The organism is Streptomyces sp. Q6 (assembly GCF_036967205.1).
Taxonomy (GTDB): Bacteria; Actinomycetota; Actinomycetes; order Streptomycetales; family Streptomycetaceae; genus Streptomyces; species Streptomyces citrinus.
Genome location: NZ_CP146022.1, coordinates 7,144,164 through 7,167,323 on the forward strand (window position 1 = coordinate 7,144,164; position 23,160 = coordinate 7,167,323).

Genomic DNA, 23,160 nt, shown 5'->3' on the forward strand with positions numbered 1-23,160 from the left:
ATGCGCTTCCGGCACCCCGACGGCTCCACCGTCCACCTCGCGTACTGCACGAACGTGCACCCCGCCGAGACGCTCGACGGCGTCCTCGCCCAACTCCGCGACCACTGCGAACCGGTCCGCAAGCGCCTCGGCCGCGACCGCCTCGGCATCGGCCTCTGGCTCGCGAAGGACGCCGCCCGCGCCCTCGGCACCGACCCGGTGGCGCTGCGCGGTCTGCGCACCGAGCTCGACCGCCGCGGCCTCGAAGTCGTCACCCTCAACGGCTTCCCCTATGAGGGATTCGGCGCCGAAGAGGTCAAGTACCGCGTGTACAGGCCGGACTGGGCCGACACCGAACGCCTCGCCCACACCTTCGACCTGGCCCGCCTCCTCGCCGCCCTGCTGCCCTCCGATGTCACCGAGGGCACGATCTCCACCCTGCCGCTGGCCTGGCGCACCGCCTACGACGAGCGGCGCGCCGACGCCGCCCGCACCGCCCTCGTCACCCTCGCCGAACGCCTCGACGCCCTCGAAGAACTCACCGGCAAGTCGATCCGCATCGGCCTGGAGCCCGAGCCCGGCTGCACCGTCGAGACCACCGCCGACGCCATCGCCCCGCTCACCGCCGTGGCCCGCACCGACCGCATCGGCCTGTGCCTGGACACCTGTCACCTCGCCACCTCCTTCGAAGACCCGCACACCGCGCTCACCGGCCTTGCCACCGCCGGCATCCCCGTCGTGAAGTCCCAGCTCTCCGCCGCCCTGCACGCCGAACACCCCCGTCTCCCCGAAGTCCGCGAAGCCCTCGCCGCCTTCGACGAACCCCGCTTCCTGCACCAGACCCGTACCGTCGCGGGCGCCGAACTGCACGGCACGGACGACCTCGGCGACGCACTCACCGGCACCGCCCTCCCGGACACCGGCGCCTGGCGCGCCCACTTCCACGTCCCCCTGCACGCGGACCCCGCCGCCCCGCTCACCTCCACACTCCCCGTCCTGAAGGACGCGCTGACCCACCTCGTCGGCGGAGCACAGCCGCTCACCCGCCACCTGGAGGTCGAGACCTACACCTGGCAGGCGCTGCCGTCCGCACTGCGCCCCCGCGGCCGCGCCCAGCTCGCCGACGGCATCGCCGCCGAACTCACCCTCGCCCGCGACCTGTTGACGGACCTCGGCCTCAAGGAGCTGCCATGACGGACGCGACGCCCACTCCGGTTCCACCCCCCGAGGGGGGCCCGGCCACCCCGACGCCGCTCCTCGTCCTCGACGTCGTCGGTCTCACCCCGCGCCTCCTCGACCACATGCCGCACCTCAAGTCCCTTGGTCAGTCCGGCTCCCGGGCCCCGCTGAGCACCGTGCTGCCCGCCGTCACCTGCGCCGCCCAGTCCACGTTCCTCACCGGCACCATGCCGTCCGAGCACGGCATCGTCGGCAACGGCTGGTACTTCCGTGAACTCGGCGACGTCCTCCTGTGGCGCCAGCACAACGGCCTCGTCTCCGGCGACAAACTCTGGGACGCCGCCCGCCGCGCCCACCCCGGGTACACCGTCGCCAACATCTGCTGGTGGTACGCCATGGGCGCCGACACCGACGTCACCATCACCCCCCGTCCCGTCTACTACGCCGACGGCCGCAAGGAACCCGACTGCTACACCCGACCTCCGGCCCTGCACGACGAACTCACCGAGAAGCTCGGCACGTTCCCCCTCTTCCACTTCTGGGGTCCCGGCGCCGATCTCGTCTCCAGCCAATGGATCATCGACGCCACCCGCCACGTCATGGCCACCCGGCACCCCGACCTCACCCTGTGCTACCTCCCTCATCTCGACTACGACCTCCAGCGGTTCGGCCCCGACGACCCCCGCTCGCACCGCGCCGCCGCCGCACTCGACACGGCCCTCGCCCCCCTGCTCGACGACGCCCGCGCCGAGGGCCGCACGGTCGTCGCCCTGTCCGAGTACGGCATCACCCGCGCCGACCGGCCCGTCGACATCAACCGCGCCCTGCGCCGCGCCGGCCTCCTGGAGGTGCACACCCAGGACGGCATGGAGTACCTCGACCCGATGGCCTCCCGCGCCTTCGCCGTCGCCGACCACCAGATCGCCCACGTCTACGTGCGCCGCCCCGAGGACCTCGAAGCCACCCGCGCCGCCCTCGCCGACCTGCCCGGCCTTGAGCAACTCCTCGACGACGAGGGCAAGAAGGCCCACCACCTCGACCACCCGCGCTCCGGCGAACTCGTGGCGATCGCGGAACCCGACGCCTGGTTCACGTACTACTACTGGCTCGACGACGCCCGTGCGCCCGACTTCGCGCAACTCGTCGAGATCCACCGCAAGCCCGGGTACGACCCGGTCGAACTCTTCATGGACCCCCACGACCCCTACGTGAAGGTGAAGGCGGGCGCCGCGCTCGCGCGCAAGAAGCTCGGCATGCGCTACCGCATGGCGGTCGTGCCCCTCGACCCCTCACCTATCCGCGGCAGCCACGGCCGCCTGCCTCTGAGTGACGACGACGGTCCACTCATCATCTGCTCCACCCCCCATGCGTTCCCTGGTCGCGTCGCCGCGACCGACGTGAAATCCCTGCTCCTCGACCTGGCGGGACTCGGCTGAGGCGCACGCCCGCCACGTCCCGCCCCCGCAGGAGCAGTTACAGAGAGTGAAGCACAGGTCACTGACAACACGCCAGTGGCTTCCGCCCCGCACGCCGAAATGAGGCACCCGTGACCGAGTTCCACGACACTCCCGCCAGCGACGACGCCCTCAGACACCGTCTCGGCATCAGCCGCCGCCGCTTCCTCAGCACCTGTTCCGCCGTCGCGGCCGGCGCCATCGCCGCGCCGGTGTTCGGCGCCGCACCGTCCTTCGCCCAGCCCGAGACGGGGGGCGGCGGCGGGCGCGGCCACGCTCTCGTGCCCGCCGACAAGCGCGGCATCATCCTCTACACCGTGCGGGACGCGACCGGCCGCGACCCGCTCGCCTCCGACCTGCCCTCCGGCTTCCGCGAGGTGTTCAAGGAGCTGGCCCGTTACGGCTACCGGCAGGTCGAGTTCGCCGGATACGGCCAGCACGCCAACGCTCCCGGCGGAGCCAACCTGGAATCCGTCGAGGGCGCCAAGCTGCTGCGCTCCTGGCTCGACGAGTACGGCCTGCGCGCCCAGGGCAACCACGGCTTCATCCCCGGTTCCTGGCCGCTCAGCAAGCCTGACACCGACACGTTCAAGAAGCACCTCGAGATCGCCAACATCCTCGGCATGGACCACATGGGCACCGGTGGCGACCCCACCAACAGCTCGTACAAGGCGGACTGGGACGTCGCCGCCGACAAGTGGAACGCGCTCGGTGACATCGCGCGCGCCGCGGGCATCAAGCTCTACACCCACAACCACGACGCCGCGTACGGCTTCCTGCTCGACGGCGGTCCGCTCGACGCCCAGGGCCGGCCGACCCGCAGCTCCGGCATCCGTAAGCTGGAGTACTTCCTGAAGGGCACCGACCCGCGGACCGTGTGGCTGGAGATGGACATCTTCTGGGCGCACGTGGCCCAGTACAAGTTCCACACGTACACCGCGCACGACGGCTCCTCGCAGGAGAACGTCTTCGACCCGGCCGCCCTGGTCAGGGCGCACAACAAGCGCTACCCGCTCTTCCACGCCAAGGACGGCACCCGCAACGACACCAACGGCATGGGCTACGACATGGTGCCCTTCGGCGAGGGGGTCATCGACTACACCACGTTCTTCGGCCGGGTGGGGGCGAAGAACTACCACAACCCGATGGTCGAGCAGGACAACGCGCCCAGCTCCACCGACCTCGGCCAGTCCCTGAAGTACGCGAGGATCGGTTACGACAACATGGCGGCGCTGCGCAAGTAGCACCGACCCGCGCGCGAGAGGGGCCCGGCCGGACGGCCGGGCCCCTCTCGGTGTGTGCGTCAGCTGCCGGACCGCCGGCCGCCGACATCGCGGCCGGCGCCGTCGACGACGGTCATGCCCCCCTTCGAGGCCACCGTGGCCGACGGCCCGAACTCACCTCAGGCCATCTCCTCACCGAGCGGTTGCGGGTTGGGCCGGACGCCACGGGACTTGGGCGACTTGGGCCTGCCCGGTGGCGTCAGGAAGATCGCGAGGAACCCGGCGAAGAACGAGATGCAGCCCGCCAGGATGAAGGCCCCCGAGTGCCCCCAGACACCGACGACCATGGAGCCCATGCCGGCACCGAGACCGGAGACCAGCTTGGAGCTGTAGACCATGCCGTAGTTGCTCGCGTTGTTGTTCTCCCCGAAGTAGTCCGCCGTGAGCGCCGCGAACATCGGGAAGATGGCGCCACCGCCGAACCCGGAGATCGCGGAGAAGATCAGGAACATCGGAAGGATCTGGGCCTCGGCCGACCAGATGATGCCGAACTGGGCGAGGCCCAGGATGACGCAGACGGCCAGCAGGCACTGCTTACGTCCGTACCGGTCGGAGAGCCAGCCGATGACGCCGCGGCCGGTGCCGTTGACGATCGCCTTGAGCGACATCGCGGTGGCCACGATCCCGCCCGCGAAGCCCGCTTCCTTGCCGATGTCGACCTGGAAGGCGATGCCGAAGATGTTCACTCCGGAGGTGCACGCCAGGCAGCACCACATCAGTGCCACACGGCCGGTCCGCCACGCCTCCTTGGGGGTGTACTGCTTCACGGCCGGCGGGTTCTTCTCCAGCGAGCGACGCGCGCGCGGGTCCTCCGGCGGGTTCAGCGGGTCGACGTTCGCGGGCCACCAGTTCTTCGGCGGATCCTTGAAGAAGGAACCGGCGACCGCCACCATCGTGGCCAGCAGCACGCCCACCGAGACCAGCACCCAGCGGAAGTTGGTCAGGTCCATGTAGCCGGTGAACAGGAAGACGAACGGCACCGAACCGTAGGCGAAGCCGCCGTTGACGAAGCCGGTCTTGCCGCCCCTGCGCTCCGGGTACCACTTGCCCACCATGTTGACGCACGTGGCGTACACCATGCCCGCGCCCATGCCGCTGAAGACGCTGAAGCCTATGTAGGCGAAGACCACGTGCGGCGCGAAGGCCAGTGACAGATAGCCGAGCAGTGTGCCGGTCGCGCCGAGCATCATCGCCCAGCGGGCCGCGAGCTTGCCGCTCTCCCGCAGCTTCCCCGCGGGGAAGGCCACCGCGGCCTGGAAGAACACCCAGACCGTCATCATCCAGTAGATGTGACCGCTGTTCCAGTGGTGCGCGGTGTGCAGGGTGTCCTCGGCGGACGCGAACGCGTACTCGGCGGACGAGATCCCCATCATGCCCACCCAGGGCAGGATCACCATCCACTTGCGCTTGCGCCCCATGATGTCGATGTCGCTCTCGCCAACCCGGAACGTCCGGCCGTTGGCATCCGTCACCTCCTGATAGGAGACGGACGTGGGAAGATCTGTCGTAGTCATGACGGTCGAACCCCTTGCGTCGAAAGATCTGGGCAGCGCCCCCTGTCCAAATTGCTTTCGTGTGCGCACGGGACCTGGGTCCGGCCGACGCGCACCGCCGACCGGACCCGCCTGAGGTCACCTCATCGACCGGCCCCCCAACAGCCCCGCGGCACGGGCCCACCGGTACTTGGCCCCGAGCACCGCGACGGGCTTCTCGGTCGTGTACGGGTACGCGACCACCCCGCGCTCGAAGAGGTACTGGCACGCCTCCTCGACCTCGACGTCCCCGGCCAGCGAGGCGACCACGGGCTTCTCGATCCCGCGCTCACGGAACTCCCGCACCACGCCGGCCGTTACCTCCGCGAAGACCATGGGAGGGGTGACGATGGTGTGCCAGTAGCCGAGCACGAGCGCGTGGATGCGCGGATCCTCCAGGCCGAGCCGGATCGTCGCCTCGTACGTCGACGGCGGTTCGCCGCCCGTGATGTCGACGGGGTTGCCCGCGGCTCCGAAGGGCGGGATGAACCGCCGGAAGGCGGTGTCCAGATCGGCCGGGATCTCCATCAGCCGGAGTCCGTTGTCGGTCACGGCGTCCGAGAGCAGGACGCCGGAGCCGCCCGCGCCCGTGATGATCACGACGTTGTCGCCCTGCGGCGTCGGCAGCACGGGCAGGGCTCGCGCGTACTCCAGCATGTCGTTCAGGCCAGGGGCCCGGATGACACCGGCCTGCCGCAGGATGTCGTCGTACACGGCGTCGTCGCCCGCGAGCGCGCCCGTGTGGGACCCGGCGGCCTTCGCGCCCGCGGCGGTGCGCCCCGCCTTGAGGACGACGACGGGCTTCTTCGGGACGGTCTCCCGCGCGGCCGCCACGAAGGCGCGTCCGTCCTTGAGGTCCTCCAGGTGCATGGCGATGCACCGGGTGTGCGGGTCCTCGCCGAACCAGGTGAGCAGGTCGTCCTCGTCCAGGTCCGACTTGTTGCCGAGGCCCACGATCGCCGAGACGCCCGTCTTCGTGGTCCGCGCGAAGCCGAGGATCGCCATGCCGATCCCGCCCGACTGCGAGGTCAGCGCGACACCGCCCTTCACGTCGTACGGCGTGCAGAACGTGGCGCACAGGTCCTGCCACGTCGAGTAGTAGCCGTAGATGTTCGGCCCGAGCAGGCGCACCCCGTGCCGCTCCCCGATCGCCACGATCTCGTCCTGGAGGGCCACTTCGCCGGTCTCGGCGAAGCCGGAGGGGATCAGCACCGCGTTCGGGATGCCCTTGCGGCCCACCCCCTCCAGAGCCGACGCCACGAACCTGGCGGGGATCGCGAAGATCGCCACGTCCACCTCGCCCGGCACGTCCGTGACACTCTTGTACGCCTTGCGGCCCAGAATGTCATCGGCCTTGGGGTTCACCGGGTGGATCTCTCCGGAGAAGCCGCCGTCGACGAGGTTGCGCATCACCGAATGGCCGATCTTGCCCGGCTCGTTGGAGGCGCCGATCACGGCGACCGAGCGCGGCTCCATCAGCCGCCGCATCGAGGTCAGGATCTCCTCGCGGGTGTACGTGCGCCGCGGCTTCGGCGCCCCCTCGGCGAGGATGACGCGGATGTCGGCGGCGACCGCGCCCTCGGGTGTCGCGATGACCGGGTTGAGGTCGACCTCCGCGATCTCCGGGAAGTCCGTGACCAGTTGGGACACACGCCGGATCTGCTCGGCCAGCGCCGCCCGGTCGACGCCCCGCGCGCCGCGCACCCCGCGCAGCACCTCGGCGGCCCGGATCGAGTCGAGCATGTCGAGCGCGTCGTCGGTGTCCAGCGGCGCGAGCCGGAAGGTGACGTCCTTCAGCACCTCGACCAGCACGCCGCCCAGGCCGAACGCGACGACCTTGCCGAACGTCGGATCGGTGACCGCTCCGACGATCACCTCCTGGGCGCTGCCGCCGGTGGGCAGCAGCTCCTGCACCTGGACGCCCTCGATCCGGGCCCGCGGCGCGTACGCCCGTGCGTTCTCGACGATCCGGTCGAAGGCGGCGCGTACGTCGGCCGCTCCCTCCACGCCCACGATCACGCCGCCGGCGTCGGTCTTGTGCAGGATGTCGGGGGAGACGATCTTCAGTACGACGGGTTTGCCGAAGCGCTCCGCTGCCGCCACCGCCGCCTCGACGTCGGTCGCCAGCTCCTCGCCGGGCACGGCGATCCCGTACGCGTCGGCGATCACCTTTCCCTCGGGCGCGGTGAGCGCCGTGCGCCCCTCGGCCCGTACGGCGTCGAGCAGTTCGCGCACCGCGCGTGTCCGGTCCTCGGTCATCGATCAGATCACTCCGCTCGACTTGAGCAGGTGCAACTCTTCGTCACCGAGCCCGAGTTCGCCGACGAAGACCTCTTCGTTGTGTTCACCGAGGAGCGGTGAGGTGGTGATGTCGACGGGGGAGTCGGAGAGCTTGATGGGGGAGCCGACGGTCGTGAAGGTGCCGCGTTGGGGGTGGTCGACTTCGACGATCATGTGGTTGGCGGTGAGGGAGGGGTCTTCGATGATTTCTTTGGTGGAGAGGATGGGGCCGCAGGGGATGTTGTGGGTGTTGAGTTGTTCGAGGACGGTCCATTTGGGGAGGGTGGTGGTCCATTCTTCGATGAGTTGGAACATTTTGGTGAGGCGGGGCAGGCGGGCTTGGGGGGTGGCCCAGTCGGGGTCGTCGGCGAGTTCGGGGTGTCCGATGAGGTGGGTCAGGGGTTTCCAGCCGGTGGGTTGGACGATGACGTAGACGTAGTCGTTGGGTCCGCCGGGGGCGCATTTCACGGCCCAGCCGGGTTGGCCGCCGCCGGAGGCGTTGCCGGAGCGGGGGACTTCGTCGGTGAAGTCGTCGTTGGGGTATTCGGGCAGGGGGCCGTGGGTGAGGCGTTGTTGGTCGCGGAGTTTGACGCGGCAGAGGTTGAGGACGGCGTGTTGCATGGCGACGTTGACGCGTTGGCCGCGGCCGGTGTTCTCGCGTTGGAAGAGGGCGGCGAGGATGCCGGCGACGGTGTGGATGCCGGTGCCGGAGTCGCCGATCTGGGCGCCGGTGGCCAGTGGGGGGCCGTCGTGGAGGCCGGTGGTGGCCATGGAGCCGCCCATGGCCTGGGCGACGACTTCGTAGGCTTTGAGGTTGGTGTAGGGGCCGTCGCCGAAGCCTTTGATGGAGGCGTAGACGAGGCGGGGGTTGATGGTCTGGATGTGGTCCCAGGTGAAGCCCATGCGGTCGATGGCGCCGGGGCCGAAGTTTTCGACCATGACGTCGGAGCGGCGGATGAGTTCGGTCAGGAGTTCTTTGCCGCGTTCGGTTTTGGTGTTGAGGGTGATGGAGCGTTTGTTGCAGTTGAGCATGGTGAAGTAGAGGGAGTCGACGTCGGGGATGTCGCGCAGTTGGGTGCGGGTGATGTCACCGGTGGGTGCTTCGAGTTTCACGACGTCCGCGCCGAGCCAGGCCAGTAGCTGGGTGGCGGAGGGACCCGACTGGACATGGGTCATGTCGAGCACGCGTATACCTTCGAGAGCCTTGGTCACTGAGGACTCACCTCACTACTTGTCCCTGGTCCGTTGCGCGGATACGGGCGCGTAGAGGTCCGCCCGTCGGTCGTTCGTACATTGCATACAGTGGTCGAATACTGTATGAACTTGGTATCCCGCATCTGATGGTGGTGTCCAGGGGGCGTGCGGCACTTTCCTCACGGGAGTTGAGTTGGATCTCTACGAACACCAGGCAAGGGAACTGTTCGCGGAGCACGGCATCGTGGTGCCCCGCGCCGAAGTGACCAGCTCGTCGAAGGAAGCCCGTGCGATCGCCCGCGGGCTGGGCGGCCGCGCCGTCGTCAAGGCTCAGGTGAAGACCGGCGGGCGGGGCAAGGCGGGCGGCGTCAAGCTCGCCGCGGACCCGGCCGCCGCGGAGCTCACCGCACGGCAGATCCTCGGCATGGACATCAAGGGCCACACCGTGCGGAAGGTCATGCTGGCCCAACCCGTCGACATCGAGAGCGAGTTCTACGTCTCCTACGTCCTCGACCGTGCGACCGGGACGTTCCTCGCCATCGCCTCCGCCGAGGGCGGCATGGACATCGAGGAGGTCGCCGCCACGCGCCCCGAGGCCGTCGCCCGCATCCCCGTCGACCCGGCCGAGGGCGTCACCACGGCCGCGGCGGCCCGTATCGCGCACGCGGCCGGCCTCCCGCCGCAGGCCGTCGACGTCCTCGTACGGCTGTGGGGCGTCCTCACCCGCGAGGACGCCCTCCTGGTCGAGGTGAACCCGCTGGTCCGTACGGCACAGGGCGACATCCTCGCCCTCGACGGGAAGGTCACTCTCGACGACAACGCCCGCTTCCGGCAGCAGCGTTGGGGTGCGCAGGAGATCGCGCACGACGACCCGCTGGAGGCGCGGGCGGCGGCCAAGGGCCTCAACTACGTGAAGCTCGACGGCGAGGTCGGCGTCATCGGCAACGGCGCCGGACTCGTCATGTCCACCCTCGACGTCGTCGCCGGCTGCGGCGCGCGGCCCGCCAACTTCCTCGACATCGGCGGCGGCGCATCCGCCCAGGTCATGGCCGACGGCCTGGGCGTCATCCTCGACGACCCGGCCGTGCGGTCCGTCCTCGTCAACGTCTTCGGCGGCATCACCGCCTGCGACGCGGTGGCCGACGGCATCGTACGGGCCCTGGAATCGGTCCGGTTGACGAAGCCGCTGGTCGTCCGGCTCGACGGGAACAACGCCGCGCGCGGCCGCGCCATCCTCGACGACCGCGCCCACCCGCTGGTCCGCCAGGCCACCACCATGGACGGCGCCGCGCGCCAGGCCGCGGACCTCGCCCGCGACCCCGCCTGCCTCAACCCCGCCTAAGGAGACCGGACATGGCGATCTACCTCACCAAGGAGAGCAAGGTCCTCGTCCAGGGCATGACCGGCGCCGAGGGCATGAAGCACACCCGGCGGATGCTCGCCGCGGGCACGAACGTCGTCGGCGGTGTGAACCCGCGCAAGGCGGGCGGCGTCGTGGACTTCGACGACCGCGCCGTCCCGGTGTTCGGCAGCGTCGCGCAGGGCATGGCGGCCACGGGTGCCGACGTCAGCGTCGTCTTCGTGCCGCCCGCCTTCGCCCGGTCCGCCGTCGTCGAGGCGGTCGACGCGGGCATGCCCCTCGCGGTCGTCATCACGGAGGGCATCCCGGTGCACGACTCCGTGCACTTCGTCGCGTACGCCAAGCAGCGGGGCACCCGTGTCGTCGGCCCCAACTGCCCCGGACTGATCAGCCCGGGGGAGTCCGACGCGGGCATCATCCCCGCCGACATCACGAAGCCGGGCCGCATCGGTCTCGTGTCCAAGTCCGGCACGCTCACCTATCAACTCATGTACGAGCTGCGGGACATCGGCTTCTCCACGTGCGTCGGCATCGGCGGCGACCCCGTCGTCGGCACCACGCACATCGACTGCCTCGCCGCGTTCGAGGACGATCCCGAGACCGAACTCATCGTGCTCATCGGCGAGATCGGCGGCGACGCGGAGGAGCGCGCGGCGGCCTACATCAGCGAGCACGTCACCAAGCCCGTCGTCGGCTACATCGCCGGGTTCACCGCGCCCGAGGGCAAGACCATGGGCCACGCGGGGGCCATCGTCTCCGGTTCGGCGGGCACGGCGCAGGCCAAGAAGGAGGCGCTGGAACGGGTCGGGGTACGCGTCGGATCGACGCCGACACAGACCGCGCGGCTGGTCGTCGAGCGGCTGCAAAGTGCCGTGTAGGCAGGGGAGTTGATGGACGGGAGGCGGCTCCACGGGCCGCCTCCCTTGCGTACGCTGCGGCTGCGGCGGGGCCCGTCCGGCGCAGGGGGCGCTCCCCGCCGGATCAAGGGCCCCGCCGCCGTGCCGCGGGGCGGTCCGCTCAGCCCTGTCGGGCCACGGCCCGCTGGGCGATGCGGTGCTCGCCCGCGTACACGTTCATGGAGGTGCCGCGCAGGAAGCCGACCAGCGTCAGGCCGGTCTCCGCGGCGAGGTCGACCGCGAGGGACGAGGGGGCCGACACGGCCGCGAGGACCGGGATGCCGGCCATCACCGCTTTCTGTGCCAGCTCGAAGGACGCGCGGCCCGAGACCAGAAGGACCGTGCGGCGCAGCGGCAGCCGACCGTCGCGCAGGGCGCGGCCGACGAGCTTGTCCACCGCGTTGTGCCGGCCCACGTCCTCGCGCACGTCCAGGAGTTCGCCGTCCGGCGTGAACAGGGCGGCGGCGTGCAGGCCCCCGGTGCGGTCGAAGACCCGCTGGGCAGCCCGTAGCCGGTCGGGGAGGACTGCGAGGAGCTCGGGGTCGAGGCGCACCGGGGGAGACGCGGGAGTGTCGTCGATCGGGAAGCGGGCCGTCGTGCGGACCGCGTCGAGGCTCGCTTTGCCGCACAGGCCGCAGGAGGAGGTCGTGTAGACGTTGCGTTCGAGGGTGATGTCGGGCATGAGGATGTCGGGTGTGGTGCGTACGTCGACGACGTTGTAGGTGTTGGAGCCGTCTTGTGTGGCGCCCGCGCAGTAGACGATGTTCTGGAGGTCGTCGGCGTGTGCGAGGACGCCCTCGCTGACCAGGAATCCGGCCGCGAGGGCGAAGTCGTCGCCCGGGGTGCGCATGGTGATGGCGAGCGGTTTGCCGTTCAGCCGGATCTCCAGCGGCTCCTCCGCCACCAGCGTGTCGGGGCGGCTCGAGACGACGCCGTCCCTGATGCGCAGGACCGGGCGCCGCTGCGTGACTCGTCCCATGACGCGTTCTCCCTGGCTGATTCTGCTCTGCACTGTGTCGACTGAATATTGTGTACAGGATGGGATCGTTGGCGGCAAGAGATGTGTCAACTCCCGGGGATCGTGGTGGAGTTGTGTGACGCAAGGGGCACACGTCAGCTTGGAGAGCGAGGGTGCTCCGTACGTGGGGAACCACAGATCTCCGTACCGTGCCGCTTCCGGAAAGGGCCGCGATGTCACCGATCCCAGGACTGCCGCTCACAGGTCTGCCGCGCGACTCGGTGCCCCGCCTGGAGCGGCCCGGACCGCTGCGCCAGCGGGTCTACGAGACCCTGCTCGACCTGATCATCACGCGCACGCTGCCGCCGGGCGCCCACCTCGTCGAGACGGAGCTGGCCGGCCGGCTCGGCGTCTCGCGGCAGCCCGTACGGGAGGCGCTCCAGCGGCTGAGCACCGAGGGCTGGGTGGATCTGCGACCCGCCCAGGGGGCCTTCGTGCACGAGCCGACCGAGGACGAGGCGGACCAACTCCTGCATGTGCGCACGCTGTTGGAGGCCGAGGCCGTGCGGCTCGCCGCCGCGCGGGTGGACACCGCGGCCGTTCAGGCACTGGAGGAGGTGTGCGCGGCGGGGGAGCGCGCGGTCGCCGACGACGACGTGGAGGGCGCGGTCGAGCTCAACGCCCGGCTGCACGGCGCGATCATGGAACTGGCCGGCAATGTGGCACTGGCCGAACTCGCGGCGCAGGTCGACCGGCGGGTCCGCTGGTACTACGCGCCCATCGCCCGGCAGCGTGGCCGCCGGTCATGGGCGGAGCACCGGGAGTTGATCGCCGCGCTGGCGGACGGCGACGGGCAGCGCGCGGCGGCGGTGATGCGGGCCCACACGGAGCACACGCGGACCTCGTACCATCAGCGCACCACGTAGAGCGCGCCGCGGCCTCCTCCCGGCAGCGTCGCGCGGGAGGAGGCCACAGGGACGCGCCGGCGTCAGGTGGCAGGTTGCGGCTGGGCCGAGGCCGTCGCACCCTTTCCGGCCCGGGGCCGTCCGGGCTGCCGCAGCGTCATCGCGATCACCGCGGCGACCAGCGAGGTACTGCCGGCCAGCGCGTACGCCCCGTTGTAGCCCCAGGAGGCCACCACCATGGAGCCGAGCCCGCCGCCGAAGAGGCCGCTGATGAGCTTTCCGCTGTACACGAGCCCGTAGTTGGACGCGTTGTAGTTCTCACCGAAGTAGTCCGGCGTGAGCGCGGCGAACAGCGGGTAGAACGCGCCGCCGCCGAATCCGGAGAGGAACGCGAAGACGAGGAAGAGGCCCTCGCTCTTCAGCTCACCGGCCCAGATGACGCCGAACTGCGCGAGCCCGAGGACCAGGATGACGCCCACCAGGATCGGCTTGCGCCCCCACTTGTCGGAGGCCCAGCCCACGACACCGCGCCCGATGCCGTTGATGACCGCCATCACGCCCATGGACGACGCGGCGACGAGCGGGCCGAAGCCGACCTCCTTCGCGTAGTCGACCTGGAAGGAGATGCCGAAGATGGAGACACCGGCGCTGATCACCAGGGCGATCCACATCAGGGGCAGCATGCCCGTCCTGATCGCCTCCATCGGGGTGTACTGGCGTACCGCGGGCGGGTTCTTGGCGAGTCCGGCGGCGGTCTTGTCGCCCCCGCTGTGCGTCAGCGGGTCGATGTGCGCGGGCCACCAGTTCTTCGGCGGGTCTTTGAAGAAGGCGGCGCAGGCGAAGACGACGACCATCACGTAGGCGCCGATGAGGTCGAGCACCCGGTGGTAGTTCCCGGTGTCGAAGGCGTAGTTGAAGATGAAGATGAACGGGAGCGCGCCGTAGGCGAAGCCGCCGTTGACGAAGCCGGTCTTGCCGCCCTTGCGCTCCGGGAACCACTTGCCGACCATGTTGACGCAGGTCGAGTAGATCAGGCCGGAGCCGATGCCGCCGACGACGCCGAAGCCGACGATCGCGAGTACGACGTTGCTCAGGTGCGACAGGGCGAGGAACCCGAGCAGGCACATCGCCGAGCCGGTGAACATGGCCCGACGGGCGGTCAGGATCCCCTTCTCACGCAGCCATCCGGCGGGGAAGGAGATACCGGCCTGGAAGAAGATCCAGACGCTGAGGATCCAGAAGGTGTTGGACTGTGTCCACCCGTGGGCCTCGGACAGGGTGTCCTCGGCCGAGCCGTACGCGTACTCGAAGACGCTGATGGCCATCATCGCGACCCATGGCAGATAGACCATGAGCGAGCGGGAGTGGCCGAGGATGTCGCGGTCGGTCTCGCCGACCCGGTAGACGCGGCCCCGGGCGTCGGTGACTTCGCGGTAGGGGCGGGGCGGTGCGCCGAGCGGTTCCGACGCGCCTTCTGCCGTGCTGCGGTTCAAGGTCATTCGGACTCATCCCTCACAGAGCTGCACTGCTGCGCGCACCCTGCCGATGTCAGGGGTCAGCAGTGGCCGGGATATTGCATACAGTCGACGAATACTGTATGAAGAGTGTTATCCCTCACGTGGTGGGCGAGTGTCCAGGGGCGTGCAGAAATTTTGTGACGCCCGTGACTGTCGGGGCTACGAGCCCACCGGCCCGTCCGCCCTGCACCGCCCTTTCCAGGAAGCCCCGTTGGGCCCCCTCATCTCGACTGTGCACCGAGAGCGGAGACATCCATGGCACCCACTTTCACCCCCGGCACCCCTCCCGCCACCCTCAAGGCGGGAACGTCTTGGGCCGATGCCTGGCGGCGCTGTCTGACCGTCGCCCCCGAAGCGTTCCGCGAGGACCGCGTCCTGAATCTTTGGAACGGCGCGTGGCAGGCGGACGGCCGGGTGCTTCCGGCCACCACCCCCGTCGACGGAACCCCCGTCGCCGGACCGCCGCGGCTCGACGGGGACACCGCGCACCAGGCCGTACGCGCCTGCCTCGACCAGCACCGCGCCTGGCGGCACGTCCCGCTCGCCGAGCGGCGTGCCCGGATCGCCGCGACGCTCGACGCGCTCGCCGAGCACCGTGAACTGCTCGCCCTGCTCCTCGTCTGGGAGATCGGCAAGCCCTGGCGGCTCGCGCAGGCGGACGTGGACCGGGCGATCGACGGCGTGCGGTGGTACGTGGACGGGATCGACGGGATGCTCGCCGACCGCACTCCGCTGCCCGGCCCGGTGTCGAACATCGCGAGCTGGAACTACCCGATGAGCGTCCTCGTGCACGCGATGCTGGTGCAGGCCGTCGCGGGCAACGCCGTCATCGCCAAGGCCCCCACGGACGGCGGCGTCTCGTGCCTGACACTGGCCTGCGCGCTGGCCGCGCGGGAGGGCGTACCGCTCACCCTCGTGAGCGGGAGCGGCCGGGAGCTGTCGCAGGCGCTGGTGCGTGCGCCGGAGATCGGCTGCGTGTCGTTCGTGGGCGGGCGGGACACCGGGGCGGCCGTCGCCACGGCCGTCGCGGACCTGGGCAAGCGGCACGTCCTGGAGCAGGAGGGCCTGAACACCTGGGGGATCTGGGACTACTCCGACTGGGACGCGCTGTCGGCCGTGATCCCGAAGCTGTTCGACTACGGCAAGCAGCGCTGCACCGCCTACCCGCGCTTCGTCGTGCAGCGCGACGCGTTCGACGCGTTCCTGTCGGCGTACCTGCCCGCGGTGCGCGGCCTGCGCGTGGGGCATCCGCTGGCGGTGGCCTCGGCCGAGGACCCGTACCCGGAGCTGGACTTCGGGCCGCTGATCAACGCGGCGAAGGCGAAGGAGCTGACCGACCAGGTCACCGAGGCGATCGGCCGGGGAGCGGTGCCCCTGCACCGCGGGCGGGTCGATCCGGACCGGTTCCTGCCGGGGCAGGACACGAGTGCCTACGTCCACCCGGTGACGCTGCTCGGCCCGCCGGCGTCGTCGCCACTGCACCACGCGGAGCCGTTCGGTCCGGTGGACACGGTCGTCCTGGTGGACACGGAGGCGGAGCTGCTCGCCGCGATGAACGCGTCGAACGGCGCGCTGGTGGCGACCCTCTCGACCGACGACGAGCAGACCTTCGCACGGCTCGCGCCGCAGATCCGGGCGTTCAAGGTGGGCCACGGCACGGCGCGTTCACGCGGCGACCGCGACGAACTGTTCGGCGGCTTCGGAGCGTCGTGGCGCGGCGCGTTCGTCGGCGGCGAACTCCTGGTACGGGCCGTCACGCAGGGCCCCGAGGGCGAGCGCCTGCCCGGCAACTTCCCGGCGTACCAGCTGATGCCGTGAGACCGCGGGGACGTACACGACACGATCGACGGACCCGTGTGGAGGGGAACATGACCAAGGCTCTCGAAGGTATACGCGTGCTCGACATGACCCATGTCCAGTCGGGTCCCTCCGCCACCCAGCTACTGGCCTGGCTCGGCGCGGACGTCGTGAAACTCGAAGCACCCACCGGTGACATCACCCGCACCCAACTGCGCGACATCCCCGACGTCGACTCCCTCTACTTCACCATGCTCAACTGCAACAAACGCTCCATCACCCTCAACACCAAAACCGAACGCGGCAAAGAACTCCTGACCGAACTCATCCGCCGCTCCGACGTCATGGTCGAAAACTTCGGCCCCGGCGCCATCGACCGCATGGGCTTCACCTGGGACCACATCCAGACCATCAACCCCCGCCTCGTCTACGCCTCCATCAAAGGCTTCGGCGACGGCCCCTACACCAACCTCAAAGCCTACGAAGTCGTCGCCCAGGCCATGGGCGGCTCCATGGCCACCACCGGCCTCCACGACGGCCCCCCACTGGCCACCGGCGCCCAGATCGGCGACTCCGGCACCGGCATCCACACCGTCGCCGGCATCCTCGCCGCCCTCTTCCAACGCGAGAACACCGGCCGCGGCCAACGCGTCAACGTCGCCATGCAACACGCCGTCCTCAACCTCTGCCGCGTCAAACTCCGCGACCAACAACGCCTCACCCACGGCCCCCTGCCCGAATACCCCAACGACGACTTCACCGACGAAGTCCCCCGCTCCGGCAACGCCTCCGGCGGCGGCCAACCCGGCTGGGCCGTGAAATGCGCCCCCGGCGGACCCAACGACTACGTCTACGTCATCGTCCAACCCACCGGCTGGAAACCCCTGACCCACCTCATCGGACACCCCGAACTCGCCGACGACCCCGACTGGGCCACCCCCCAAGCCCGCCTGCCCCGCCTCACCAAAATGTTCCAACTCATCGAGGAATGGACCACCACCCTCCCCAAATGGACCGTCCTCGAACAACTCAACACCCACAACATCCCCTGCGGCCCCATCCTCTCCACCAAAGAAATCATCGAAGACCCCTCCCTCACCGCCAACCACATGATCGTCGAAGTCGACCACCCCCAACGCGGCACCTATCGCACGGTGGGCAACCCGCTGAAGCTGTCCGACTCGCCGACCACCATCACCGCCTCACCACTGCTCGGCGAACACAACACCGACGTCTTCGTCGAGGAACTCGGCCTGGAAGAAGCCGAGTTGGTGCAGCTCAGGGAGCAGGGCGTCATCTGAGCCGTGCGGGGCGGCCCGTCCGTCCGCCCCGCACCGCCCGCTTGATAGGCGACGTCTATCAACTGGAAATAGTTCCGTCTTGGACGGGTTCTCGCGGCCTGACCGAAGCTGATCGTCGAGCGGTGACAGCACCGCGCGGCAGAAAGGCACAGGCCGGAACATGAGCACCGACGGCAGCGGAAACTCCCTCGACGGCGACAGCGAGGACCGGCTGAGGGTCACCCCGCCCAAGACCTGGGCGACCGGCGCACCCGCCGTGGTCCACGCCCTCCAGTACGCGCTCGGCCGGACCGACCCCCGGCGCACGGCGCTGACCCTCCTGAACATCAACCAGGCGGACGGCTTCGACTGCCCCGGCTGCGCCTGGCCCGAGCCCGCCCCGGGCCGACGCTCGCGCAACGAGTACTGCGAGAACGGCGCCAAGCACATCAGCGACGAGGCGACCTCGCGCCGGGTCACCGCCGACTTCTTCCGCGAGCACTCCGTCGCGGACCTCGCCCGCCGCTCCGACCGCTGGCTCAACCAGCAGGGCCGGCTCACCGCACCCATGGTGAAGCGGCCCGGCGCCACGCACTACACGCCGATCGGCTGGGACGAGGCCCTCGGGCTGCTCGCCGCCGAACTGCGCGGCCTCGACTCGCCCGACGAAGCGCTCTTCTACACGTCCGGCCGGCTGAACAACGAGGCGGCCTTCCTGCTCCAGCTCTTCGCCCGCGCCTACGGCACCAACAACCTGCCCGATTGCAGCAACCTGTGCCACGAGTCCAGCGGCGCCGCCCTGATGGAGACGCTCGGCATCGGCAAGGGCAGCGTCAGCCTGGACGACATCCACCACAGCGACCTCGTCCTCGTCGTCGGCCAGAACCCGGGTACGAACCACCCGAGGATGCTGACCGCCCTCGAAGAGACCAAGCGCAACGGCGGCAAGGTCATCGCCGTGAACACGCTGCCCGAGGCCGGGCTGATCCGCTTCAAGCATCCGCAGAAGCCGCGCGGCGTCGTCGGCCGGGGCACCGCCATCGCCGACACGTTCCTCCAGATCCGCGCCGGTGGCGACCTCGCTCTCTTCAAAGCGCTCAACCTGCTGCTCATCGAGGCGGAGGAGGCGCGGCCCGGCACGGTCGTGGACCGGGGCTTCATCGGGGCGTACAGCGCCGGGTACGAGGATTTCGCACGGCAGGCCCGCAAGATCACCTGGGACGACATCCACGAGGCCACCGGCCTGAGCCGCGAGCAGATCGAGGACGTCGCCGACACGGTCCTGAGCAGCCGCAGCGTCATCGTGTGCTGGGCGATGGGCCTCACTCAGCACAAGCACGCGGTCCCCACCATCCGCGAGGTCGTCAACTTCCTCCTGCTGCGCGGCAACATCGGCCGTCCGGGCGCCGGAGTCTGTCCGGTGCGCGGCCACAGCAACGTCCAGGGCGACCGCTCGATGGGCGTCTGGGAGAAGATGCCGCAGTCGTTCCTGGACGCGCTGGAGCGGGAGTTCGGGTTCACGCCGCCCACGCACCACGGCCTCGACTCCGTCGACGGCATCCGGGCGATGCGCGACGGCGCGGCCAAGGTCTTCGTAGGGGTCGCCGGCAACTTCGTACGGGCCACACCCGACAGCGACGTCACGGAGGCGGCGATGCGCCGCTGCCGCATGACCGCGCACCTCTCCACCACACTCAACCGCTCGCACACGGTGTGCGGCGACACCGCGCTCATCCTGCCGACGCTCGGCCGCAGCGACCGCGACGTCCAGGCGTCGGGGGAGCAGTTCGTCACCGTCGAGGACTCCATGAGCGAGGTGCACGCCTCGCGCGGCCGCCTCGCTCCGGCCTCCGCGCAGCTGCTCAGCGAGGTGGCGATCATCTCGCGCCTCGCCCGGCGCACGCTCCTGGACCAACCGGCCATCCCCTGGGAGGAGTTCGAGGCGGACTACGGCACCGTCCGCGACCGGATCGCCCGCGTCGTGCCCGGCTTCGCCGACTTCAACGCGCGGGTCGCGGCGCCCGGCGGCTTCACACTGCCCAACCCGGTGAACCAGAAGATCTTCCCCACGCCGAGCGGCAAAGCCGTCTTCACCTGCAACGACTTCGAGATGCCCGAGGTCCCGGCGGGCCACTTGCTGCTCCAGACCCTGCGCTCGCACGACCAGTGGAACACCGTCCCGTACGCGATGAACGACCGCTACCGGGGCATCCACCACGGCCGCCGCGTCGTCCTCGTCAACCCGGCCGACCTCGACGCCCTCGGCATCGCCGACCGCTCGCTCGTCGACCTGGTGGGGGTGTGGAGGGACGGGACCGAGCGGCGCGCGGAGCGCTTCCGGACGGTCGCCTACCCCACCACGCGCGGCTCCGCGGCGGCCTACTACCCGGAGACCAACGTGCTGGTGCCGCTGGACAGCGTCGCCGACATCAGCAACACCCCGACCTCGAAGGCCGTCCTGATCCGCCTGGAACCGGTGGCGGAGCCGTCCTGACCCACTCGCCCACCCAGAGCCACCCAGAGCCACCCGGAGGAGCCCGGCATGACCACAGCAGAGTCGAGCACGGAGTCGAGCACAGCGGCACGCACTGAGGCACGCGCTGAGGTACGTGAAGAGGCGCGCACGGAGGGAGGCCCGGTCGCGCGCGACGGCGGGACGGTCACCGACCACCTCCTGGCGGCCAACACCCGTTACGCCGAACGCTTCGAGGACCCCGGCATGGACGCCCGCCCCGTCCTCGGCGTGGCCGTGGTGGCCTGCATGGACGCCCGGATCGATCTGCACGCGGCCCTCGGCCTCGCGCTCGGCGACTGTCACACCGTGCGCAACGCCGGCGGCGTCGTCACCGACGACACCATCCGCTCCCTGACGATCAGTCAGCGGGCGCTCGGCACCCGCAGCGTGATCCTCGTCCACCACACGGGCTGCGGCCTCCAGTCCCTGACCGAGGAGTTCCGGCACGAGCTGGAGAGGGAGGTCGGACAGCGGCCGAGCTGGGCGGTCGAGGGCTTCACCGATGTCGACCAGGACGTGCGGCAGTCCCTCCAGAAGGTGCGCACCTCGCCGTTCCTGCCGCACACCGACGATGTGCGCGGCTTCGTGTTCGACGTACGGACCGGGCGGTTGAGGGAGGTGACGTGAGGTCCGGGCGGTTGAGGGAGGTCACGGCCCGGTCCTGACGCCCGGCCGCCCACGGGTGCCGCCGTGGTCAGCCGCCGAGGCCGGCCGCGGCGGCGATCTGCTTGCAGTAGAAGTCGGTGGTGTTCTGCGTGTGGCGGCGCATCAGGGCCTCGGCGCGCTCCGGGTCACCCGTGGCGATGGCCTCGATGATCAGCGCGTGCTCGCTCCAGGCGTCCTTGCCGCGAGGCTTGGCGATCGGCATGTAGTACCAGCGCACCCGCTGGTCGACCTGCGGAATCAGCTCGGCGAGCACCGCGTTGCGGGACAGCGCCGTGATGTGGGAGTGGAGCGCCGCGTTGGCCTCCACGATGGCCCGCGCGTCGCCCGCGGCGAGCGCCGCGATGCCCGTCTCCTGGAGCTCCCACAGATCCGCGACGTCCCGCGCGGTCGCGTGCCGGGCGGCTCCTTGCGCGGAGTACGTCTCCAACACCGCTCGTACGCCGAGGAGTTGGGCGCATTCCTCCACGGTGGGGGCGTGCACGAAGGCGCCCTGGGCCGGGCGCAGATCGACCCAGCCGGCCGCCTGGAGCCGCTGCAACGCTTCCCGGACCGGCTGCCGGCTCACCCCGAGCCGCTCGGCGAGTTCGGCCTCGACGAGGTGCTGCCCGGGGCTGAGCGTCCCGTTGATGATCATCTCGATCAGTGCGTCGTAGACGGCCTGCCGCAGGGGCGCGGGCCGGGTGATCGGCCCCGCGGCGGCGATGGACCTCAAGGCCGGTGCGGTGCCGGTCGGTGCGGTGACGGTCGGCGTGTCGGACATGAACGACCCCTCCCTCTCCGGTCGCTGACAGAGTGTCAGGTCACGGGATACTGACTTTAGTATGCAATAGACAGAGCCTCGGGTGTCCGGGTCGGCGAAAAGGGTGCGTCACACCCCTGGCGCCCCATGTGGATGCGAAATACTGTATGCAATTATCGTGCCGCATGGCGGCGGACCCGACTTCGCTCACGAGGGGGCACCCCGTGTCGTACCGCACCGCACTCGCTCAGGTCCTCACCCAAGTCGTCGCCCCGGCCGCCCGACTGGCGCGCGCCCGGGGCGTGTTCCCGCGCTCGGCCGTGACGGAGCTCGGCCGGGCCGGGCTCCTCGGCCTCACCGTGGCCCCGGAGCGCGGCGGCGCGGGTCTCGGGCTCGCGGAGGCCGCCGACGTCGTCGAGCGCACCGCGCGCGTCTGCCCGGCGACGGCCGCCGTGCTCCGGTCCCACTACGCGGCGGCCACGGTCGTCGAGGCGTACGGCGGAGACTGGCTGCGCGGCGAGATCGCCGCCGGGCGGCATCTGCTCGGCCTCGCGCTCGCGGAGGGCGAGTGCGCGGGTCCGGCGGCGGGTGACGGGCTGCTCGCGCCCCGCGCCACGGCCGAGCGGTGCGGCGGGGTGGTGGCGCTGCGCGGGCGCAAGCACCAGGTCGTCGCGGCGGGGAGGCCGACACGTACGTCTGGTCGGCGCGGTCCGTCGCGGCGGGGAGGGGCTCGGCCTGTGGCTGGTTCCGGCGCACGCCTCCGGGCTCTTCGTCCCGGCCCGGTCGGGGTGTTCGGGGCCGCGCGGCAGCGCCACGTCCACGGTTCTCGCGGATCCGGTCCTGGTGCCGGCCGAGGCGATGCTGGGCGAGGGTGGCGGCGGAGCGGACGTCCTGCGAGGTGTCGTGCTGCCGTGGCTCGCCGAGTTCGGGGCGGCGAAGGCGGCGGATGCGGGCGTACCGCTGGCGGTGTCCTGACCCGCCGACACCGGTGCTCAACATGGGCCCGGCGTAGGGAAGTTGGCGGGTGGACGGGCCGTGATTCCGTCCAGGCTCTTTACGGCGGGCTTCTGTATACAGAAGTCTGTATGGGGTAGTGTCCCAGTCTCCTGCACCTCTCGCCGGGGACCCGCATGACGGAGGCGAAAGCGATCATGACGACCAGCGGGACGGATACGACGGTCGAGAGCGTGGTCAGGAGGGTCGCGTCCGCGCATCGTGGCGAGCGCGGCGCACTGTTGCCCGTACTCCACGCCGTACAGGCCGAGTTGGGATACGTACCGCAGGCGGCGATCCAGGTCCTCGCCGACGAGTTCAACCTCTCGCGGGCCGACGTCCATGGAGTCGTGACCTTCTACCACGACTTCCGCAGCGCTCCCGCGGGCCGCACGACGGTCCGCGTCTGCCGCGCCGAAGCCTGCCAAGCCCTCGGCACCGACAGGCTAATGACCCACCTGCGGGAGTCGGGGCACACGCTCGGCGAGACCAGCGCGGACGGCTCCGCCACCGTCGAGCAGGTCTTCTGCCTCGGCAACTGCGCGCTCGGCCCGTCGGTGGAGGTGGACGGACGGCTGTACGGCCGCGTCACCCCCGAACGCCTCGCCTCGCTCCTCAACGGGACGGTGTGAC

18 protein-coding genes and 1 pseudogene are annotated in these 23,160 nt (G+C 70.3%); 13 read left to right on the top strand and 6 right to left on the bottom strand.

The annotated features are described in order from the left end of the window. From eboE to V2W30_RS33110, 3 genes are all read left to right on the top strand, one after another. Entirely contained in the window at nt 1-1,173 is a 1,173-nt protein-coding gene (gene eboE, locus V2W30_RS33100; protein ID WP_338702241.1) for a metabolite traffic protein EboE, read from the top strand. Then, nucleotides 1,170-2,594, top strand: a complete 1,425-nt coding sequence (locus V2W30_RS33105) for a nucleotide pyrophosphatase/phosphodiesterase family protein (protein WP_338702243.1) — start codon at nt 1,170-1,172, stop codon at nt 2,592-2,594. Before eboE ends, V2W30_RS33105 begins: the two co-directional genes overlap by 4 nt. A gap of 110 nt (nt 2,595-2,704) precedes the next feature. Continuing rightward, complete coding sequence (locus V2W30_RS33110) at nt 2,705-3,856, top strand: sugar phosphate isomerase/epimerase family protein (RefSeq protein ID WP_338702245.1); 1,152 nt, start codon at nt 2,705-2,707, stop codon at nt 3,854-3,856. Nucleotides 3,857-4,014: 158 nt separating this feature from the next. On the opposite strand, the gene V2W30_RS33115 is transcribed toward V2W30_RS33110, so the two are convergent. From V2W30_RS33115 to frc (V2W30_RS33125), 3 genes are all read right to left on the bottom strand, one after another. Further along, nucleotides 4,015-5,409 carry an OFA family MFS transporter gene (locus tag V2W30_RS33115; protein ID WP_338702248.1) on the bottom strand — a complete coding sequence of 465 codons (1,395 nt, stop codon included), beginning with the start codon at nt 5,407-5,409 and terminating at the stop codon, nt 4,015-4,017. 117 nt (nt 5,410-5,526) lie between these two features. Continuing rightward, nucleotides 5,527-7,686, bottom strand: coding sequence for an acetate--CoA ligase family protein (locus V2W30_RS33120; protein WP_338702250.1), 2,160 nt, complete (start codon nt 7,684-7,686; stop codon nt 5,527-5,529). Nucleotides 7,687-7,689: 3 nt separating this feature from the next. Beyond that, on the bottom strand, nt 7,690-8,919 hold the full coding sequence (frc, locus tag V2W30_RS33125) for a formyl-CoA transferase (RefSeq protein WP_338702252.1): 1,230 nt from the start codon (nt 8,917-8,919) through the stop codon (nt 7,690-7,692). A 175-nt stretch (nt 8,920-9,094) separates the two neighbouring features. Here frc (V2W30_RS33125) and sucC point away from each other — a divergent pair, with 175 nt between their 5' ends. Continuing rightward, the gene (gene sucC / locus V2W30_RS33130) at nt 9,095-10,243 is read left to right on the top strand and encodes an ADP-forming succinate--CoA ligase subunit beta (RefSeq protein ID WP_338702253.1); all 1,149 of its coding nucleotides are present in this window, start codon (nt 9,095-9,097) and stop codon (nt 10,241-10,243) included. An 11-nt stretch (nt 10,244-10,254) separates the two neighbouring features. Next, nucleotides 10,255-11,139 (top strand): succinate--CoA ligase subunit alpha, encoded by an 885-nt coding sequence (gene sucD, locus V2W30_RS33135; RefSeq protein WP_338702254.1) that lies wholly within the window; start codon nt 10,255-10,257, stop codon nt 11,137-11,139. Nucleotides 11,140-11,278: 139 nt separating this feature from the next. Here the strand turns inward: sucD and fdhD are convergent, their stop codons facing one another. Continuing rightward, nucleotides 11,279-12,136, bottom strand: coding sequence for a formate dehydrogenase accessory sulfurtransferase FdhD (gene fdhD / locus V2W30_RS33140; protein ID WP_338702255.1), 858 nt, complete (start codon nt 12,134-12,136; stop codon nt 11,279-11,281). Nucleotides 12,137-12,348: 212 nt separating this feature from the next. Here fdhD and V2W30_RS33145 point away from each other — a divergent pair, with 212 nt between their 5' ends. After that, nucleotides 12,349-13,041, top strand: a complete 693-nt coding sequence (locus tag V2W30_RS33145) for a GntR family transcriptional regulator (RefSeq protein ID WP_425244628.1) — start codon at nt 12,349-12,351, stop codon at nt 13,039-13,041. 62 nt (nt 13,042-13,103) lie between these two features. On the opposite strand, the gene V2W30_RS33150 is transcribed toward V2W30_RS33145, so the two are convergent. Further along, nucleotides 13,104-14,519, bottom strand: a complete 1,416-nt coding sequence (locus V2W30_RS33150; protein ID WP_338702256.1) for an OFA family MFS transporter — start codon at nt 14,517-14,519, stop codon at nt 13,104-13,106. A 273-nt stretch (nt 14,520-14,792) separates the two neighbouring features. Here V2W30_RS33150 and V2W30_RS33155 point away from each other — a divergent pair, with 273 nt between their 5' ends. The 4 genes from V2W30_RS33155 to V2W30_RS33170 all read left to right on the top strand — a co-directional run bounded on the left by V2W30_RS33155 (nt 14,793) and on the right by V2W30_RS33170 (nt 20,756). Continuing rightward, nucleotides 14,793-16,355 carry an aldehyde dehydrogenase family protein gene (locus V2W30_RS33155; RefSeq protein WP_338702258.1) on the top strand — a complete coding sequence of 521 codons (1,563 nt, stop codon included), beginning with the start codon at nt 14,793-14,795 and terminating at the stop codon, nt 16,353-16,355. A gap of 50 nt (nt 16,356-16,405) precedes the next feature. Then, entirely contained in the window at nt 16,406-17,635 is a 1,230-nt protein-coding gene (gene frc, locus V2W30_RS33160; RefSeq protein WP_338702261.1) for a formyl-CoA transferase, read from the top strand. A 160-nt stretch (nt 17,636-17,795) separates the two neighbouring features. Then, a complete protein-coding gene (locus V2W30_RS33165; RefSeq protein ID WP_338702263.1) occupies nt 17,796-20,108 on the top strand; it encodes an FdhF/YdeP family oxidoreductase in 2,313 nt (770 codons plus the stop codon). 48 nt (nt 20,109-20,156) lie between these two features. After that, nucleotides 20,157-20,756 carry a carbonic anhydrase gene (locus tag V2W30_RS33170; protein WP_338702265.1) on the top strand — a complete coding sequence of 200 codons (600 nt, stop codon included), beginning with the start codon at nt 20,157-20,159 and terminating at the stop codon, nt 20,754-20,756. A gap of 67 nt (nt 20,757-20,823) precedes the next feature. On the opposite strand, the gene V2W30_RS33175 is transcribed toward V2W30_RS33170, so the two are convergent. Beyond that, a complete protein-coding gene (locus V2W30_RS33175; protein ID WP_338702267.1) occupies nt 20,824-21,555 on the bottom strand; it encodes a GntR family transcriptional regulator in 732 nt (243 codons plus the stop codon). A gap of 164 nt (nt 21,556-21,719) precedes the next feature. Between V2W30_RS33175 and V2W30_RS33180 the strand changes: the two are divergent. The 3 genes and pseudogenes from V2W30_RS33180 to V2W30_RS33190 all read left to right on the top strand — a co-directional run. After that, nucleotides 21,720-21,986: pseudogene (locus V2W30_RS33180) on the top strand (acyl-CoA dehydrogenase family protein); the annotation flags it as partial. Nucleotides 21,987-22,122: 136 nt separating this feature from the next. Further along, nucleotides 22,123-22,509, top strand: a complete 387-nt coding sequence (locus tag V2W30_RS33185; protein ID WP_338703957.1) for a hypothetical protein — start codon at nt 22,123-22,125, stop codon at nt 22,507-22,509. A gap of 155 nt (nt 22,510-22,664) precedes the next feature. Continuing rightward, nucleotides 22,665-23,159: an NAD(P)H-dependent oxidoreductase subunit E gene (locus V2W30_RS33190; protein WP_338702269.1), complete on the top strand. Its 495-nt coding sequence runs from the start codon at nt 22,665-22,667 to the stop codon at nt 23,157-23,159. Nucleotide 23,160: the final 1 nt, after the last annotated feature.

Bases quoted from the DNA above. Each gene is read 5' to 3' on its own strand.
- eboE (WP_338702241.1), top strand. From the start codon at position 1: ATGCGCTTCCGGCACCCCGACGGCTCCACCGTCCACCTCGCGTACTGC.
- V2W30_RS33105 (WP_338702243.1), top strand. From the start codon at position 1,170: ATGACGGACGCGACGCCCACTCCGGTTCCACCCCCCGAGGGGGGCCCG.
- V2W30_RS33115 (WP_338702248.1), bottom strand. From the start codon at position 5,409: ATGACTACGACAGATCTTCCCACGTCCGTCTCCTATCAGGAGGTGACG.
- V2W30_RS33120 (WP_338702250.1), bottom strand. From the start codon at position 7,686: ATGACCGAGGACCGGACACGCGCGGTGCGCGAACTGCTCGACGCCGTA.
- sucD (WP_338702254.1), top strand. From the start codon at position 10,255: ATGGCGATCTACCTCACCAAGGAGAGCAAGGTCCTCGTCCAGGGCATG.
- fdhD (WP_338702255.1), bottom strand. From the start codon at position 12,136: ATGGGACGAGTCACGCAGCGGCGCCCGGTCCTGCGCATCAGGGACGGC.
- V2W30_RS33145 (WP_425244628.1), top strand. From the start codon at position 12,349: ATGTCACCGATCCCAGGACTGCCGCTCACAGGTCTGCCGCGCGACTCG.
- V2W30_RS33150 (WP_338702256.1), bottom strand. From the start codon at position 14,519: ATGACCTTGAACCGCAGCACGGCAGAAGGCGCGTCGGAACCGCTCGGC.
- V2W30_RS33155 (WP_338702258.1), top strand. From the start codon at position 14,793: ATGGCACCCACTTTCACCCCCGGCACCCCTCCCGCCACCCTCAAGGCG.
- frc (WP_338702261.1), top strand. From the start codon at position 16,406: ATGACCAAGGCTCTCGAAGGTATACGCGTGCTCGACATGACCCATGTC.
- V2W30_RS33165 (WP_338702263.1), top strand. From the start codon at position 17,796: ATGAGCACCGACGGCAGCGGAAACTCCCTCGACGGCGACAGCGAGGAC.
- V2W30_RS33170 (WP_338702265.1), top strand. From the start codon at position 20,157: ATGACCACAGCAGAGTCGAGCACGGAGTCGAGCACAGCGGCACGCACT.
- V2W30_RS33175 (WP_338702267.1), bottom strand. From the start codon at position 21,555: ATGTCCGACACGCCGACCGTCACCGCACCGACCGGCACCGCACCGGCC.
- V2W30_RS33190 (WP_338702269.1), top strand. From the start codon at position 22,665: ATGACGGAGGCGAAAGCGATCATGACGACCAGCGGGACGGATACGACG.